Origin of the sequence: Rhodococcus sp. H29-C3 (assembly GCF_030063405.1) — a bacterium.
In the GTDB taxonomy this organism is placed as follows: domain Bacteria; phylum Actinomycetota; class Actinomycetes; order Mycobacteriales; family Mycobacteriaceae; genus Rhodococcoides.
Window position 1 is genome coordinate 115,339 of record NZ_JASITC010000004.1, and the last position, 13,472, is coordinate 128,810.

A 13,472-nucleotide genomic window follows, 5' to 3' on the forward strand; every position below is an offset into this window, starting at 1 on the left:
AGCCGCAATGAAGGAGTGCTCCCCGTAATGACCGATATGGCTATCGAGGCCGTGCGTTTGAGTGAAGTTCAGTTGAATGCCAGCCCGATCAACCCGGACTGGATCCTTCACGGCGAGCCCGTCGCGCGATCCGCTGAGTGGACCCGCACCCTCGATGGGACTACCACCTTCAATGTCTGGGATTGCACTGCCGGCCGATTCAATTGGTACTTCCACGTCGATGAGATCGTGCATATCATGGACGGATCGGTGACAGTCTCTGCAGCAGGCTCTCCACCACGGACGCTCGTTGCCGGGGACGCGGCACTGTTCCACGCGGGTACGTGGTCGGAGTGGGATGTACAGGACTACGTTCGCAAACACGCGATTCTGCGTAGTAGTCTGCCTCCTTCGTTGTCGCGTGCACTCGACTTGGCACGAAACCTGCGTGGGGCACTGCACAAGGCCTCGGGGCTCGGACGCGGAAGAAGCGCTCCGATCCCACGAGGTCTGTGACTGACTCAGAGTGCCGAGTTGACCATGGAGTTCGCCGCCATCTCCATGTAGTCCACCAACTGTGTGCGGTGCGCGTCGTCGAGAATGCTGGAGTCGATCGAAGCGATGGCAATGTGCATGCACCGCAACCAAGCATCGCGTTCGATCGGGCCGATCTTGAACCCCGCGTGGCGCATGCGTAGCCGCGGATGTCCACGCTCGTCCGAGTAGGTGCGAGGGCCGCCCCAGTACTGCTCGAGAAACATACGCATCCGGCGCTCCGCCGGGCCGAGATCCTCTTCCGGGTACAGCGGCCGGACGATCTCATCGCGCGACACCTCGTCATAGAACACGGCGACGAGTGTTTCGAACGTCGCCGCGCCGCCGACAGCGTCGTAAAACGTCTGCTGCGGTTCGGTCATGGTTGCTCTTTCTCTACTCATACGTGTGCGGGCCTAGGTCACCAGTATCTCTATACGGTCATATCGGACTGCATGCCGCCCTGCCGCCCTTGCGGGTACGGGGCTTTCACGCCCGCGTCGTCGAATGCCTGCAGGATTTCTCGATGCACTCGCCGCTGAACCGCCCACTGACGGCCGGGACGGGTTTTGACGGTGATTCGAATGGTCACCGTGTCCGCGCTCACCGCGTTCACCCCGAGCATCTCGGGCGCGCCGAGCAAGTCGTCCTCGAAATCACCGGAGGCAACGACGGCAAGCGTCGCCCTTTCGGCGACTGCGCACGCCTCGTCCAGGTTCGCAGTGTGCGCGACCGGAAGGTCGAGAACAGCGACCGCGAAACCTTGACTCATGTTCCCCACCCGTAGAACCTCACCGTTTCGGCAGTACCAGACCGTGCCGTTGATATCGCGGACGGTGGTCACACGCAGTCCGACGCTCTCGACGGTCCCGGTCGCTTCACCGAGATCGACGATGTCACCGACACCGTACTGATCTTCGAGGAGCATGAAGATCCCCGACAGGAAGTCTCGGACCAGGTTTTGCGCACCGAAGCCAAGGGCAACCCCGACGATGCCGGCCGAGGCAATGAACGGTGTGACGTTGATGCCGATGACGTCGAGCACCGACAGGACGAACCACGCCAGAATGACGACGGATACGCCGGACTCGAGAACCGAACCGATTGTCTTGGCTCGTTGCCTACGGCGCTCGGCCAGAATCGAACTCTTGAGCGTGGCCGGGGCCCTATCTCGTAACGGACGTAGCAATAACGGGCCCCTGGCCGATTCGCTGGCAGTGCGTTGAGTGAACCGGGCGATCAGTTTGTGAAGCACGAACCGAAGCACGATGGCGAGCATCAGATATCCGAGCACCTGCAGAGGCCTGTGCATCAGCCAATCGCGGCTTGTCTCGGTCAATTCGAATGCTCGCAAGTCGATCGCGGACGCTGCGATGTCAGGGCGTGGAAGAGAATTGAATACAGACACTCGAAGAGTCTACGGACGTTGTGAGATCTCGCCACCGCCCAGCGAACAGGCTACGAGTTCCCCGAAATTCACCTCGCGGCCACGTTGTTCGTGGAGAAAAGGGGTGTGCACGCCCTCCTATTCGTGTTCCACTGTCTCTCGTGTTCCGCGCAAGCCATGCGCGGGCGCTGACTCTCCCTGGAGAACACATGAAGAAGAAGCAACATCGTCACCGACAACTCCGGCCCAGTGATGTCCACCATCCCGCAGACCAGCGGGAACGGGCATCCGGGGCGCCTGAATTGCAGTTGGTTTCATCCGAAGAAAGAGATGTGGGCGAGGACAGCCTTCCCGCCTGGGTCAAACGCCGAGTGCTCCTTCTCAATGCCACATTCGAGCCGCTCACTGCGCTGCCGATGCGCCGAGCCGTGGTCCTTCTCGTCTGCAACAAGGCGGACGTCATTCATGACGATCCAACTGGACCGTTCATCAGATCCGCCGACTTTTCTGTGCAGGTGCCCTCCGTCATTCGTCTGCGGACCTATGTCCGAGTGCCGTATCGAGCGCGCGTGCCGATGACACGGGCCGCGCTGATGCATCGAGATCGCTTCCGATGTGCGTATTGCGGATCCAAGGCCGAAACCGTCGACCACGTGATCCCACGCAGCCGCGGGGGAGAACACTCCTGGGAGAATTGCGTCGCGTGCTGCGCGCCGTGCAACCACCGCAAGGCAGACAAAATGCTCAGTGAGCTGGGGTGGACACTCCGAGCACAACTGGTCCCGCCCAAGGGGCCGCACTGGCGACTGTTGGCCGGGAACAAGGAACTCGACCCGGCGTGGCTCGCTTACTTGGGCGAGGGTGCGGCCTGACTCGCGACACCGGTGGAACCCGGCGTCGACCTGCAGGGAAAAGTCGACTACCGTCTTGTCCTGTGAGCATTCTGGAGACTCTGCTGATTTTCGGGGTGATTCCGATCGCGATTGTCGGAATCGTCGGTGCGTTGTCTTTCCTGGCGAAAAGGCAGCCCGGATTGGACATCACCCCCTACCGCCTGTCCGACCCGTGGGTTAGTGGCTCAGTGCTGTGGAGCGCAACGGACGAGGTGACGCCACACGGCGGTCACGGCTCGCACGCGGCTGCTACAGCTGATTCGATCGGAGGTTCGGCAAGTGGCAAGTGGTGAATTGACTCGCACGGATGTCGCTGTCACGGATGGCATCGTCGACGACCTGCCTTACGGTGCGGCACGGACGTCCAGCGGCCGCATTTCCGCGGTCAATCAGTTCGGCGACCCGTACCCTGACCAGCTTCCCTTCGCAACTCAGGACCTCGTCGCAATCGACGACGCGCTGGCCGAAGCCACTCGCGCAACCCAGATCCGCTTCAACATCTATGTCGGAGACTTGGGCGAGGATGTGGCCGCAGGCGCGGACGCCGTATTCCCCAGTACCCCCGATGCAGTTCGGTCACTGCTCATTGCAGTCGATCCCATCCGTAAAGCAATCGAGATCCGTACCGGTCGCCGCGTATCGGATCGCGCCACCGATCGAGTCGCACAGCTCGGGATCACCGCAGCGATCGGCCCTTTCCGTGAAGGCAACCTCATCGACGGACTCGTCAGCTCGGTGCGAGTCATGAGTGCGGCCATCGTCAGCCCGTAAACAGTCAGCCGGCCAGCCGGGCTTTCCGCCTCGAAGCACATGTGCCGTTCGATCGAATCAGTCGATCGAACGGCACATGTTTTCGTTGTCAGTGCCTCACTACTGGGCGTCGAACTCTCGCGCTGCGAGTGAACGCACGATCCCTGCGCGTCCCTCGATCACCAGACGGCGGAGGGCGGGTGGTAGATCCCCGCCCAAGAATCGATCCGCTGCCGCGACAGATTCGGTACTGATCGACCAAGATGGGTAGAGCCCGATGACCACTGTCTGGGCAACCTCACTCGACCGCCGTGCCCACACATCACTGATCGCATCGAAGTAGCGGTCCACGTACGGTGCTAGCAATTTCGACTGATCGGGCCCGGCGAAACCGCCGATGATCGAGCGCGCGGTGATGTTCGGGACCGAGTCATCGTCGACAACCGTCGCCCATGCCTGTTCTTTGACTGCACTGTCTGGCCTGACAGTGCGAGCCGCAGCAGCCGAACGGGCGCCCGCTGCGGTGTTGTCACGTGCAGCCTCGGCATCGATGACCGGGGATGCGAGACCGGTGTTGTCGATAGCCCCAGCGCCTGCCAGAGCAGAAATGAGGCGCCAGCGGAGGTCGGTATCGATGTCCAGTCCGTCGAGGCCTTGGCCGCTCACATCTCCGTCGAGAAGTGCCTGCACGAGAGCGACGTGGCGCTCGGACAGCGACGAACCCGTCAGTGAGTTGACGAATGCCAGCTGGTGATCGGAACCGGCGTCCGCGGCGCGGGCGAGCCCGAGTACCAAGTCTGCGAATTCTGACTGACCATGTTCCTTCGCCCATGCTGGATCCGCGTAGTTGTTGATCGCTGTCTGAGCCTGCAACAACAACCGCTGCACGACGCCGACCTCGGTCTCGGCGGAAATACCGCGCTGGACGAGTGCAAAGAAGTCGCGAGCCTTCAATTCGGCTGAGCGGGTCATCTCCCACGCCGCCGACCAAGCCAAGGTCCGGGGGAGTGATTCGGAGATGTCGCCGATGCGCGCGATCAGTGTCGCCAAGGACTCGGGGTCGAGACGCACCGAGCAGTACGTGAGGTCGTCGTCGTTGACGAGAACGATCTTGCCCCGTGACACGCCGATCAGGCTCGGGACATCGGTGCGTTCGGCCGCATCCACATCGAGCTCGACGCGGTCGGTTCGGACCAGCTTTCCGTCGACGTCGTCGTAGATCCCTACCGCGATGCGGTGGATTCGGCGCTCACCGGCACCGGGAGCGGCACCGCTCTGCAGGACTGCGAACCGAGTGAATTTGCCGTCGGCATCGACGTCGAAGTCGGGGCTCAGCGTGTTCAGTCCGGTGGTACGCAGCCACTGGTTGCCCCAATCCGACAAGTCGCGGCCCGAGGAGTGTTCGAGCGCAGCCAGAAGGTCGGCGAAGGTGGCGTTTGCGAATGCGTGGTCGACGAAGTAGCTGCGGAGACCGGCGAGAAATTCCTCCTTGCCCACGTAGGCAACCAGCTGCTTGAGAACGCTTGCGCCCTTGGCGTAGGTGATGCCGTCGAAATTGACCTCGACCGCAGCGAGGTCGGGGATATCCGCCGCGATCGGATGTGTGGACGGCAACTGGTCCTGGCGATACGCCCACGCCTTCTCGACGGTGGCGAACGTCGTCCACGCATTCGTGTACTCGGTCGCCTCGGTCTGGCACAGCACCGATGCAAAGGTCGCGAAGGATTCGTTGAGCCAGAGGTCATCCCACCACGTCATGGTCACGAGGTCACCGAACCACATGTGGGCCATCTCGTGCAGGATCGTCTCCGAGCGACGCTCGTAGGAGTAGCGCGTGACCTTGGAACGGAAGACGTAGTCCTCCAGGAATGTCACGGCCCCTGCGTTCTCCATCGCGCCGGCATTGAATTCCGGGACGAACAGCTGGTCGTACTTGCCGAACGCATACGGAGTGCCGAAGTTCGCGTGATAGAAGCCGAAACCCTGCTTGGTCTCGGTGAACAGTCGCTCGACGTCCAGGTGCTCGGCAAGCGAGGCGCGGCAGTAGAGACCCAAAAAAATGGTGCCGTGCTCATCGCTGTAGGTGTCGGTCCACTCGGCGTACGGCCCGGCGATCAGGGCGACGAGATACGTGCTCAAAAGCGGCGTCGTCTCGAACGAGTGCTTGCCCGCAGTAGGTTCCGATGCGTGGGGGGCGTTGGAGATGATCTTCCAACTCTCGGGAGCAGTGACCTCGAGATCGAAGGTGGCTTTCAAGTCCGGCTGATCGAAGCACGCGAACATCCGTTTGGCGTCTGCTGTCTCGAATTGCGAGTACAGGTAGATCGAACCGTCGGAAGGGTCGACGAATCGGTGCAATCCTTCACCGGTGTGCGAATAGACACAGTCGGCGTCGAGAACCAATACATTTTTCTCGGCGAGATCCGTCAACGCAATTCCGGTCTCCTCGTCGTAGCCGGAGACATCGAGTGCAGATCCATTGAGCGTGGCCGACCTTATTCGGCCGGCAATGATGTCTACGAAGGTCGAGGCACCCGCGGTGGCGGTGAAGGTGATCGTGGTGGTCGACAGGAATGTTTTCTCGCTGGCATTGCCCGACCCGTCGGTCAGGTCCAGCACGATCGAATACGCCGAAGTGCCGATCACAGTTGAGCGTTCGGCAGCTTGGTCGCGAGTCAGATTGGGAGCAACCACAGAATTGGCACCTTCTCGAGTAGGAATGAGTAGTGCCACCATCCCATCACGTCGAGGGTCGGGCATGCTGGTTCAGGCGTCGGCGGAATTCGTGGCTAGCCGCCGTCGTTTGACCCCACGTCAACTCGTCAACAAAACTTCGAAGGAGCCTCACGTGACTGATAGTGCTCAAAAGGACACCGCGGATTTCTGGTTCGACCCACTGTGTCCGTGGTGCTGGATTACCTCGCGATGGATCCTCGAGGTCCAGCAGGTGCGCGACATCGAAGCCAACTTCCACGTGATGAGCCTGGCAGTTCTCAACGAAGACAAGGATCTGCCCGAGGAATACGTCGAGATGATGAAGTCTGCGTGGGGACCCGTCCGCGTTGCGATTGCTGCGGCCCGCGCCGAAGGGGATCAAATTCTGCTCCCGCTCTACACCGCGATGGGCACTCGCATCCACAACGAAGGCAACAAGGACTTCACCGAGGTCATCGAGCAGTCGCTCGCCGAGCTCGGACTGCCCGCGGAGTTGGCACAAGCGGCCGAAAGTACCGACTACGACGATGACCTGCGCACCAGCCACCACGCTGGAATGGACAAGGTTGGGCCCGACGTCGGTACTCCCACCATCCACGTCAACGGTGTCGCATTCTTCGGCCCGGTCCTCTCACGAATTCCGCGCGGGGAGGAGGCAGGCAAGCTGTGGGACGCCTCGGTGATCTTCGCTTCGTACCCGCACTTCTTCGAGCTCAAGAGATCTCGTAACGAGGATCCGCAGTTCGATTAGAGGCCAGTCCTACGGCGCGTGGTCCGGATCAGTAAACGATGCGATCCGGACCGTTCGTCGACCCGAAGGTGCGGTGTTTTCCCTGGCTGTACCGCCACGCCGACCACGCGGCTGCAGCCGCATCCAACGCGTCGTCGAGCGCGGGGCCTGGCGGTAGCTCGGCGAGACCCACGGCAAGATTGTGTGGGTCGATCCAGGTCGACAATGCCGCCATTCGTTGACCTGCACCGCGTCCGGTCTTCTTCGACGCGAAAGCAGTCGTCGGCGCCATTGCACGGAACGAACATTCGGGATGAACCTCGACGACGCGATCGGGGTCGAACTCAGCTGCCCGCCACGCCCGCACCGAAGGCAGTAGGTGCCAAGTCTGTTTACTGATCGCCTTGCCCGTGATCCGACGCGAGATGTCGCATGCCTCGCGGTAGTCCTCGGCGTCGAGTACCTCAGATACCGGCGTGTGGAAGATCGACGACCGCGCCGGGCCCAGAAATGCTTTCGCCGCGAGCTCACTGATCCGATACGACTCCTCCGGCATCGACAGCGGCATATCCACCGCGACCACCGAGCGTCGCGCGGTCGTCTCGAGAACAGCATCGACATCGGCCGCGACACTCCACTCGACGACTGTGCCGTCGAAAATCGCGACAACCCATTCGCCCTTTGCGCCGTCGACTCCGGCAACCGTTTTTTCAGCGCGCACTCCCACCTGTCAGACTCTAGGCATGCGCGTATACCTGGGGGCAGACCATGCCGGTCTCGAATTCAAGAATCAGATCATCGAACATCTCACCGCGAGCGGGCACGATCCCGTCGATTGCGGCGCATTCGAATACGACGCCGTGGACGACTACCCGGCGTTCTGTATCGACGCCGCTCGCCGCGTAGTCGCCGACCCGGGGAGCCGTGGTCTCGTCCTCGGTGGTTCGGGTAACGGCGAGCAGATCGCAGCCAACAAAGTGCCGGGCGCACGATGCGCATTGGCGTGGAGCGTCGAGACCGCGAAACTGGCGCGCGAGCACAACGATGCGCAGCTCATCGGTATCGGTGGGCGCATGCACACACTTCCCGAGGCTCTGGCGATTGTCGACGCTTTCCTGTCGACACCGTTCTCCGGTGAAGAACGTCATCAGCGTCGCATCGACATCTTGTCCGAGTACGAGCGCAGTGGAGTAGCTCCGGCAGTACCCGGGGGCGAAGCCCTCGGCGGCGATGTGAAGCCTGCGTAACTGTGCCCGAAGGGCACACGTTGCACCGACTGGCTCGGTTGCATCAACGACGATTCGGCGGGGCGCCGGTCGAGGTGAGCAGTCCTCAGGGACGGTTCACCTCGGGCGCCGCGCTGATCGACGGCCTTGTTCTCCACGCGGCAGAGGCGTGGGGCAAGCACCTTCTTCACCGATACGAATCCGACTTGATCGTGCACATTCATTTGGGCCTGTACGGGAAGTTCACCGAACAGGCCGTGCCGCTGGATGATCCGGTCGGGGCAGTGCGCTTGCGCATGGTGGGGGAGCAGTACGGGACCGACCTGCGGGGCCCGACCGCATGCGAGATATACACCGAGCAGCAAGTCGACGCACTCAAGGCGCGGCTCGGACCGGACCCCATCCGAAAAGACGCCGACCCCGAACGCGCGTGGGCACGAATTACGAAGTCGCGCACGGCTATCGGCACTCTGCTGATGGATCAGAAGGTCCTTGCGGGAGTGGGTAATGTCTATCGTGCCGAGATTCTTTTTCGCCACGAGATCAATCCGATGCGTCCTGGCAAGGATCTCGACCATTCCGAATGGGACGCGCTGTGGCTCGACCTCGTCGACCTGATGAACATCGGTGTCCGACGCGGGAAGATCATCACCATTCGGCCGGAAGACGACCACGGCGACGTCGGATACGACGCGAAACGGCCGCGCTCGTACGTCTATCGCCAAGCGGGACGTCCGTGCCGTGTGTGTGGGACCGCGATCCTGCATTCGGTGATGCAGGCAAGAAACCTGTTCTGGTGCCCGGTCTGTCAGGCGAGTTAGAAAGCACCTCGCTCTCCACCGTCGTCCAGACTAATCGGACGCATCCCAAAGGTGCGGCGGATACGCGCGCGGAGATGTCCTGTGCGAGGGAGAATCGCCGCTATGACTTCAGTCCCGCAGTTCGAACTTCTGACCCGTGAGTGCGAGCGGATGGCATCGCTGACCCTCGACGACCTCGTGTTGCCGGTTCTGTCGATGCCCGGTTGGACCGTGGAAAAGCTGATCCGCCATGTCAACTTCGTGCACCGGATGGCGGTTGCTGCACTCGAAACGCCTGCATCCGATGGAATGGCGAAAGTTGTTGGATCCGTTGCAAAGCCGGAGCGTGGACTGCAAGTCCTCGATGACTATCGAGAGTCCGTCGCCCACATGCTCGCGGCGTATCGAGCCGTAGATCCAGCGCAGGAAGTTGCCACGTGGGCCGGGATCGATTCGGCCGACTATTGGATCAGGAGGCAGCTACACGAGGTGACTGTCCACAGATTCGATGCCCAGGATGCGGTCCACGAGCGCGGGGGCCCAGAACCCGAATCGGCCGATCCAGCCGGTGCTGCGGACGCAATAGTCGAGTGGGCGGAGCAGTTTCTCACGAGGTTTCCCGTCGAGAAGGTTCCTGCCGTGGCAGGACGAACAGTCCATGTGCACACCGATGACGGGACCGATGCGGAGTTGTTCCTCGATTTCACCGGAGACGAGGTCGCAGTATCTCGCCTACACCGGAAAGGTGATGTGGCGCTGCGTGGTTCTGCGCAGAACCTGATGCTCACTCTCTGGCGTCGACGACCGTTGGACGGCCTCGACATCGTCGGCGATCGTGCAGTGGCGCAGGCGCTCTACGACGGAATACGTATCTGAAGGGGACTTGCAGAGTGCAGATACAAAAAAGCCCGGTCCATGAAGAACAGGACCGGACTTTTTGCTGGAGCCGATGACGAGAATCGAACTCGCGTAGCCTGTTTGGAAGACAGGGGCTCTACCATTGAGCTACATCGGCATGCGAGCGACTCGATGGGATCGCCATCTGCGCCGCTTGCGTTATGAGACTCTACAGAACCTCGGCTCGAGATTACAAATTGGCTGTACTCACGACCTGTGGACGCCGTAGCGGTGGCCCGTTGACGACCCCAGATAGTGCATACTGTTGAATGGGTCCTGCACCTGCTGTTCCAAGGTCCATGCATTTGCTGTTCAATGGTGCCTGTAGGTTTGTGCGGTAGACGGGGTGTGGCGCAGCTTGGTAGCGCATCCGCTTTGGGAGCGGAGGGTCGCAGGTTCAATTCCTGTCACCCCGACAAGAGAAGCCGGATCCATTGCGGATCCGGCTTCGATCAAGGAATCACCGCCGGGTCGCCGCCAGTTCGGTTGACCAGACCGGCAGTGGCCCGGACGTACAGTGATCCAGGTAGACGATGATTCAGACAGCAAGGTAAGACCACCAAAAGGAGCATGTCCCGTGAAGAGCACCGTCGAGCAGCTCAGCCCGACGCGAGTCCGGATCAACGTTGAGGTGCCCTTCGAGGAGCTCAAGCCTGATTTCGACCGCGCCTACAAGGCTCTTGCTCAGCAGATCCGCCTGCCGGGGTTCCGCCCGGGCAAGGCTCCCGCGAAGCTGCTCGAAGCTCGAGTCGGACGAGGAGCAGTATTGGAGCAGGTCGTCAACGACGCCCTTCCCACTCGCTATTCCGAAGCCGTCTCTGCGGAGAACATCAAGGTCATCGGACAGCCCGATATCGAGATCACCAAGATCGAGGACGGCGAGGAGCTCACCTTCACCGCCGAGGTCGACATCCGTCCAGAGATCGCCCTGCCGGACTACTCGACCATCGACATCACGGTCGATCCCCTCGAAATCACCGACGAAGCGGTAGACGAGCAGCTGTTGTCGCTGCGCCAGCGCTTCGGCACGTTGACCGGTGTGACTCGTCCCGTGCAGTCCGGAGACTTCGTCTCCATCGACCTCTCGGCCACAGTCGACGGTGAAACCGTCGAAGAGGCTTCGGCCAGCGGCTTGTCCCACGAGGTCGGTTCGGGCCAGCTCATCGAAGGCTTGGACGATGCCATCGTCGGCGTGTCGGTAGACGAGTCCAAAGACTTCACTTCCACGCTCGTTGCGGGAGAATTCGCCGGCAAGGAAGCAGTGGTCTCCGTCAAGGTCGTCTCCGTCAAGGAGCGCGAACTTCCCGAGGCCGACGACGAATTCGCACAGCTTGCCAGCGAGTTCGACACCCTCGAAGAGCTGATCGCCGATCTGAAGACTCGCGTCGAACGAGTGAAGAAGGTCGAGCAAGCCGGTCAGATCCGCGACAAGGTGTTGGAGACGCTTCTCGAGACCCTCGAGATCCCGGCTCCGGAAGCTGTCGTCAAGGCCGAGGTCGGCTCCCAGCTTCACGAGGCCATCCACGGACTCGACCACGACGAAGCCAAGCTTGCCGAGATGTTGGAGGCGCAGGGTTCGAGTCGTGAAGAGTTCGACAAGGACGTCAAGGAAGCCGCCGAGAAGTCGGTGCGCACGCAGTTGCTCCTCGATGCCATTGCCGAAGCAGAACAGACTCAGGTCGGTCAGGACGAGCTCACCGAGCGGATCATCTTCCAGGCGCAGCGCTACGGCATCTCGCCCGAGGAGTTCATCCAGCAGGTGCAGCAGGCAAATCAGCTCGGCGCCATCTTTGCCGACGTACGTCGCGGCAAGGCTTTGGCCTCGGTTGTCGACCGTGTCAACGTGACTGACACGGCCGGTGCGACCGTGGACACCGCAGAGCTTTTCGGTAGTCCCGAGGACGAGGAAGAGCCTGCAGCAGGCGATTCTGCCGAGGGTGAACAAGACAAGTAACGCTTACAGCGAACGACGGCGGTTCCGGGACTCCGGAGCCGCCTTCTTTCGTTAGTGTCTGTATCAGGAACCAACGATCGTATGGAAAAGGCAGGTACCGTGACTGTTCAGAATTCGGCGGCTTCGCGTCAGCAGAGTCCCGTCATGACTTCGGCCTCCTCCGGCCTTAATCTCAGCGACTCCGTGTACGAGCGTCTGCTTCGCGAGCGCATCATCTTCCTCGGTACTCAGGTCGACGATGACATCGCCAACAGGTTGTGTGCTCAGATTCTCCTTCTGTCCGCTGAGGACGCCACCCGAGACATTTCGCTCTACATCAACTCTCCCGGTGGCTCCGTCACCGCGGGCATGGCAATCTTCGACACCATGGAATTCGCCGAGTGCGATGTAGCTACCTACGGAATGGGTTTGGCTGCATCCATGGGGCAGTTCCTGTTGTCGGCCGGAGCCAAGGGAAAGCGCTACGCACTCCCGCACGCCCGGATCATGATGCACCAGCCCTCGGCCGGAATCGGCGGTAGTGCCAGTGACATTGCCATCATGGCCGAGCAGTTCGCGCACACCAAGCGTGAAATGGCCGAACTGATCGCGCTGCACACCGGCCAGACCGTCGAGCAGATCACCGAAGACTCCGATCGTGACCGCTGGTTCACCGCCCAAGCGGCAAAGGAGTACGGGTTCGTCGATCATGTCGTCAGCCGTGCACGGCAGGCCGGCGGAATCGGCGACTAGATCCGCCCGGACCGGCGATCCCTCGATCACTTACATCTTGGAGAAACGATGACAAACCTGTTCGATCCCAATCAGATGCCGTCCTCGCGGTACATCTTGCCTTCTTTCGTCGAGCACTCCAGCTACGGCATGAAGGAATCCAACCCGTACAACAAGCTGTTCGAGGAGCGCATCATCTTCCTCGGCGTCCAGGTCGACGACGCGTCGGCCAACGACGTCATGGCCCAGCTGCTCGTGTTGGAAGGTCTCGATCCCGATCGTGACATCACGATGTACATCAACTCGCCAGGTGGTTCGTTCACCTCGCTGATGGCCATCTACGACACCATGCAGTACGTCCGTGCGGACGTGGCGACCGTCTGCCTCGGACAGGCAGCATCTGCGGCGGCCGTGTTGCTCGCCGCAGGTACACCGGGGAAGCGCGCCGCTCTGCCGAATGCGCGTGTGCTGATCCACCAGCCATCGAGTGGTGGCATTCAGGGCCAGGTCTCGGACCTCGAAATTCAGGCTGCGGAAATCGAGCGTATGCGTCGTCTCATGGAGACCACACTTGGACGGCACACCGGTAAGGATCCCGACGTCATCCGCAAGGATACCGATCGTGACAAGATTCTGACCGCCGCGCAGGCGAAGGACTACGGAATCATCGACACGGTTTTCGAATACCGAAAGTTGTCGGCACAGAAGTAGTACAACCAGGTCTCTCCGTGAGACCTCTCGTTGTCGGGCGTAGGTCAAGCTCTTCTACGTCCGACAACCCCGTCCGACAACCCTGTTCAGCACGAACGTTCACACGCTTCGGCTGTCTTCGACCAGCAAGACGTTGGGGTCGGAATAAGTTGGGCAGCGAATCACCGGAAACATCTCACCCATGG

The 13,472-nt window shown here is 61.2% G+C and carries 15 protein-coding genes and 2 tRNA genes; 12 read left to right on the forward strand and 5 right to left on the reverse strand.

Annotated elements, in window-relative coordinates; genetic code table 11:
• Window positions 1-27 precede the first annotated feature (27 nt).
• Entirely contained in the window at window positions 28-495 is a 468-nt protein-coding gene (locus QMK32_RS10710; RefSeq protein ID WP_283474868.1) for a cupin domain-containing protein, read from the forward strand.
• A gap of 5 nt (window positions 496-500) precedes the next feature.
• On the opposite strand, the gene QMK32_RS10715 is transcribed toward QMK32_RS10710, so the two are convergent.
• Together QMK32_RS10715 and QMK32_RS10720 are read right to left on the reverse strand one after the other, a co-directional pair.
• Window positions 501-896, reverse strand: a complete 396-nt coding sequence (locus QMK32_RS10715) for a globin (RefSeq protein WP_283474869.1) — start codon at window positions 894-896, stop codon at window positions 501-503.
• Window positions 897-946: 50 nt separating this feature from the next.
• The gene (locus QMK32_RS10720; protein WP_283475330.1) at window positions 947-1,825 is read right to left on the reverse strand and encodes a mechanosensitive ion channel family protein; all 879 of its coding nucleotides are present in this window, start codon (window positions 1,823-1,825) and stop codon (window positions 947-949) included.
• A 284-nt stretch (window positions 1,826-2,109) separates the two neighbouring features.
• On the opposite strand from QMK32_RS10720, the gene QMK32_RS10725 reads away from it, so the two are divergent.
• The 3 genes from QMK32_RS10725 to QMK32_RS10735 all read left to right on the forward strand — a co-directional run bounded on the left by QMK32_RS10725 (window position 2,110) and on the right by QMK32_RS10735 (window position 3,564).
• Window positions 2,110-2,772, forward strand: coding sequence for an HNH endonuclease (locus QMK32_RS10725; RefSeq protein ID WP_283474871.1), 663 nt, complete (start codon window positions 2,110-2,112; stop codon window positions 2,770-2,772).
• 62 nt (window positions 2,773-2,834) lie between these two features.
• Window positions 2,835-3,086, forward strand: a complete 252-nt coding sequence (gene ctaJ / locus QMK32_RS10730) for an aa3-type cytochrome oxidase subunit CtaJ (protein ID WP_269304407.1) — start codon at window positions 2,835-2,837, stop codon at window positions 3,084-3,086.
• Window positions 3,073-3,564, forward strand: a complete 492-nt coding sequence (locus tag QMK32_RS10735) for a DUF5130 family protein (RefSeq protein WP_283474872.1) — start codon at window positions 3,073-3,075, stop codon at window positions 3,562-3,564. The genes ctaJ and QMK32_RS10735 overlap by 14 nt, the downstream gene beginning before the upstream one ends.
• A 99-nt stretch (window positions 3,565-3,663) precedes the next feature.
• On the opposite strand, the gene pepN is transcribed toward QMK32_RS10735, so the two are convergent.
• Complete coding sequence (pepN, locus tag QMK32_RS10740) at window positions 3,664-6,237, reverse strand: aminopeptidase N (RefSeq protein WP_283474875.1); 2,574 nt, start codon at window positions 6,235-6,237, stop codon at window positions 3,664-3,666.
• Between the two features lie 154 nt (window positions 6,238-6,391).
• On the opposite strand from pepN, the gene QMK32_RS10745 reads away from it, so the two are divergent.
• Entirely contained in the window at window positions 6,392-7,009 is a 618-nt protein-coding gene (locus QMK32_RS10745) for a mycothiol-dependent nitroreductase Rv2466c family protein (protein WP_283474877.1), read from the forward strand.
• A gap of 28 nt (window positions 7,010-7,037) precedes the next feature.
• Here the strand turns inward: QMK32_RS10745 and QMK32_RS10750 are convergent, their stop codons facing one another.
• Complete coding sequence (locus QMK32_RS10750; protein ID WP_283474879.1) at window positions 7,038-7,715, reverse strand: DUF429 domain-containing protein; 678 nt, start codon at window positions 7,713-7,715, stop codon at window positions 7,038-7,040.
• 16 nt (window positions 7,716-7,731) lie between these two features.
• On the opposite strand from QMK32_RS10750, the gene QMK32_RS10755 reads away from it, so the two are divergent.
• The 3 genes from QMK32_RS10755 to QMK32_RS10765 all read left to right on the forward strand — a co-directional run bounded on the left by QMK32_RS10755 (window position 7,732) and on the right by QMK32_RS10765 (window position 9,890).
• A complete protein-coding gene (locus QMK32_RS10755; protein ID WP_269304399.1) occupies window positions 7,732-8,235 on the forward strand; it encodes a ribose-5-phosphate isomerase in 504 nt (167 codons plus the stop codon).
• A 2-nt stretch (window positions 8,236-8,237) separates the two neighbouring features.
• The gene (locus QMK32_RS10760; RefSeq protein WP_283474881.1) at window positions 8,238-9,035 is read left to right on the forward strand and encodes an Fpg/Nei family DNA glycosylase; all 798 of its coding nucleotides are present in this window, start codon (window positions 8,238-8,240) and stop codon (window positions 9,033-9,035) included.
• 102 nt (window positions 9,036-9,137) lie between these two features.
• Window positions 9,138-9,890, forward strand: coding sequence for a maleylpyruvate isomerase N-terminal domain-containing protein (locus QMK32_RS10765; protein ID WP_283474883.1), 753 nt, complete (start codon window positions 9,138-9,140; stop codon window positions 9,888-9,890).
• A 65-nt stretch (window positions 9,891-9,955) separates the two neighbouring features.
• Here the strand turns inward: QMK32_RS10765 and QMK32_RS10770 are convergent.
• A tRNA-Gly gene (locus tag QMK32_RS10770) sits at window positions 9,956-10,029 on the reverse strand.
• 224 nt (window positions 10,030-10,253) lie between these two features.
• Between QMK32_RS10770 and QMK32_RS10775 the strand changes: the two genes are divergently transcribed.
• The 4 genes from QMK32_RS10775 (at window position 10,254) to QMK32_RS10790 (ending at window position 13,287) form a co-directional block, all read left to right on the forward strand.
• Window positions 10,254-10,327: transfer RNA gene (locus tag QMK32_RS10775), tRNA-Pro, on the forward strand.
• A 161-nt stretch (window positions 10,328-10,488) separates the two neighbouring features.
• Complete coding sequence (gene tig, locus QMK32_RS10780; RefSeq protein ID WP_283474886.1) at window positions 10,489-11,865, forward strand: trigger factor; 1,377 nt, start codon at window positions 10,489-10,491, stop codon at window positions 11,863-11,865.
• A gap of 81 nt (window positions 11,866-11,946) precedes the next feature.
• The gene (locus tag QMK32_RS10785; protein WP_283474888.1) at window positions 11,947-12,597 is read left to right on the forward strand and encodes an ATP-dependent Clp protease proteolytic subunit; all 651 of its coding nucleotides are present in this window, start codon (window positions 11,947-11,949) and stop codon (window positions 12,595-12,597) included.
• A gap of 48 nt (window positions 12,598-12,645) precedes the next feature.
• Window positions 12,646-13,287 (forward strand): ATP-dependent Clp protease proteolytic subunit, encoded by a 642-nt coding sequence (locus tag QMK32_RS10790; RefSeq protein ID WP_084344656.1) that lies wholly within the window; start codon window positions 12,646-12,648, stop codon window positions 13,285-13,287.
• Window positions 13,288-13,472: the final 185 nt, after the last annotated feature.

Excerpts from the sequence above, each read along its gene's own strand:
- QMK32_RS10790 (WP_084344656.1), top strand. The coding sequence starts at position 12,646 with ATGACAAACCTGTTCGATCCCAATCAGATGCCGTCCTCGCGGTACATC.
- QMK32_RS10755 (WP_269304399.1), top strand. The coding sequence starts at position 7,732 with ATGCGCGTATACCTGGGGGCAGACCATGCCGGTCTCGAATTCAAGAAT.
- QMK32_RS10715 (WP_283474869.1), bottom strand. The coding sequence starts at position 896 with ATGACCGAACCGCAGCAGACGTTTTACGACGCTGTCGGCGGCGCGGCG.
- QMK32_RS10765 (WP_283474883.1), top strand. The coding sequence starts at position 9,138 with ATGACTTCAGTCCCGCAGTTCGAACTTCTGACCCGTGAGTGCGAGCGG.
- QMK32_RS10785 (WP_283474888.1), top strand. The coding sequence starts at position 11,947 with ATGGAAAAGGCAGGTACCGTGACTGTTCAGAATTCGGCGGCTTCGCGT.
- QMK32_RS10725 (WP_283474871.1), top strand. The coding sequence starts at position 2,110 with ATGAAGAAGAAGCAACATCGTCACCGACAACTCCGGCCCAGTGATGTC.
- QMK32_RS10720 (WP_283475330.1), bottom strand. The coding sequence starts at position 1,825 with ATGCACAGGCCTCTGCAGGTGCTCGGATATCTGATGCTCGCCATCGTG.
- QMK32_RS10710 (WP_283474868.1), top strand. The coding sequence starts at position 28 with ATGACCGATATGGCTATCGAGGCCGTGCGTTTGAGTGAAGTTCAGTTG.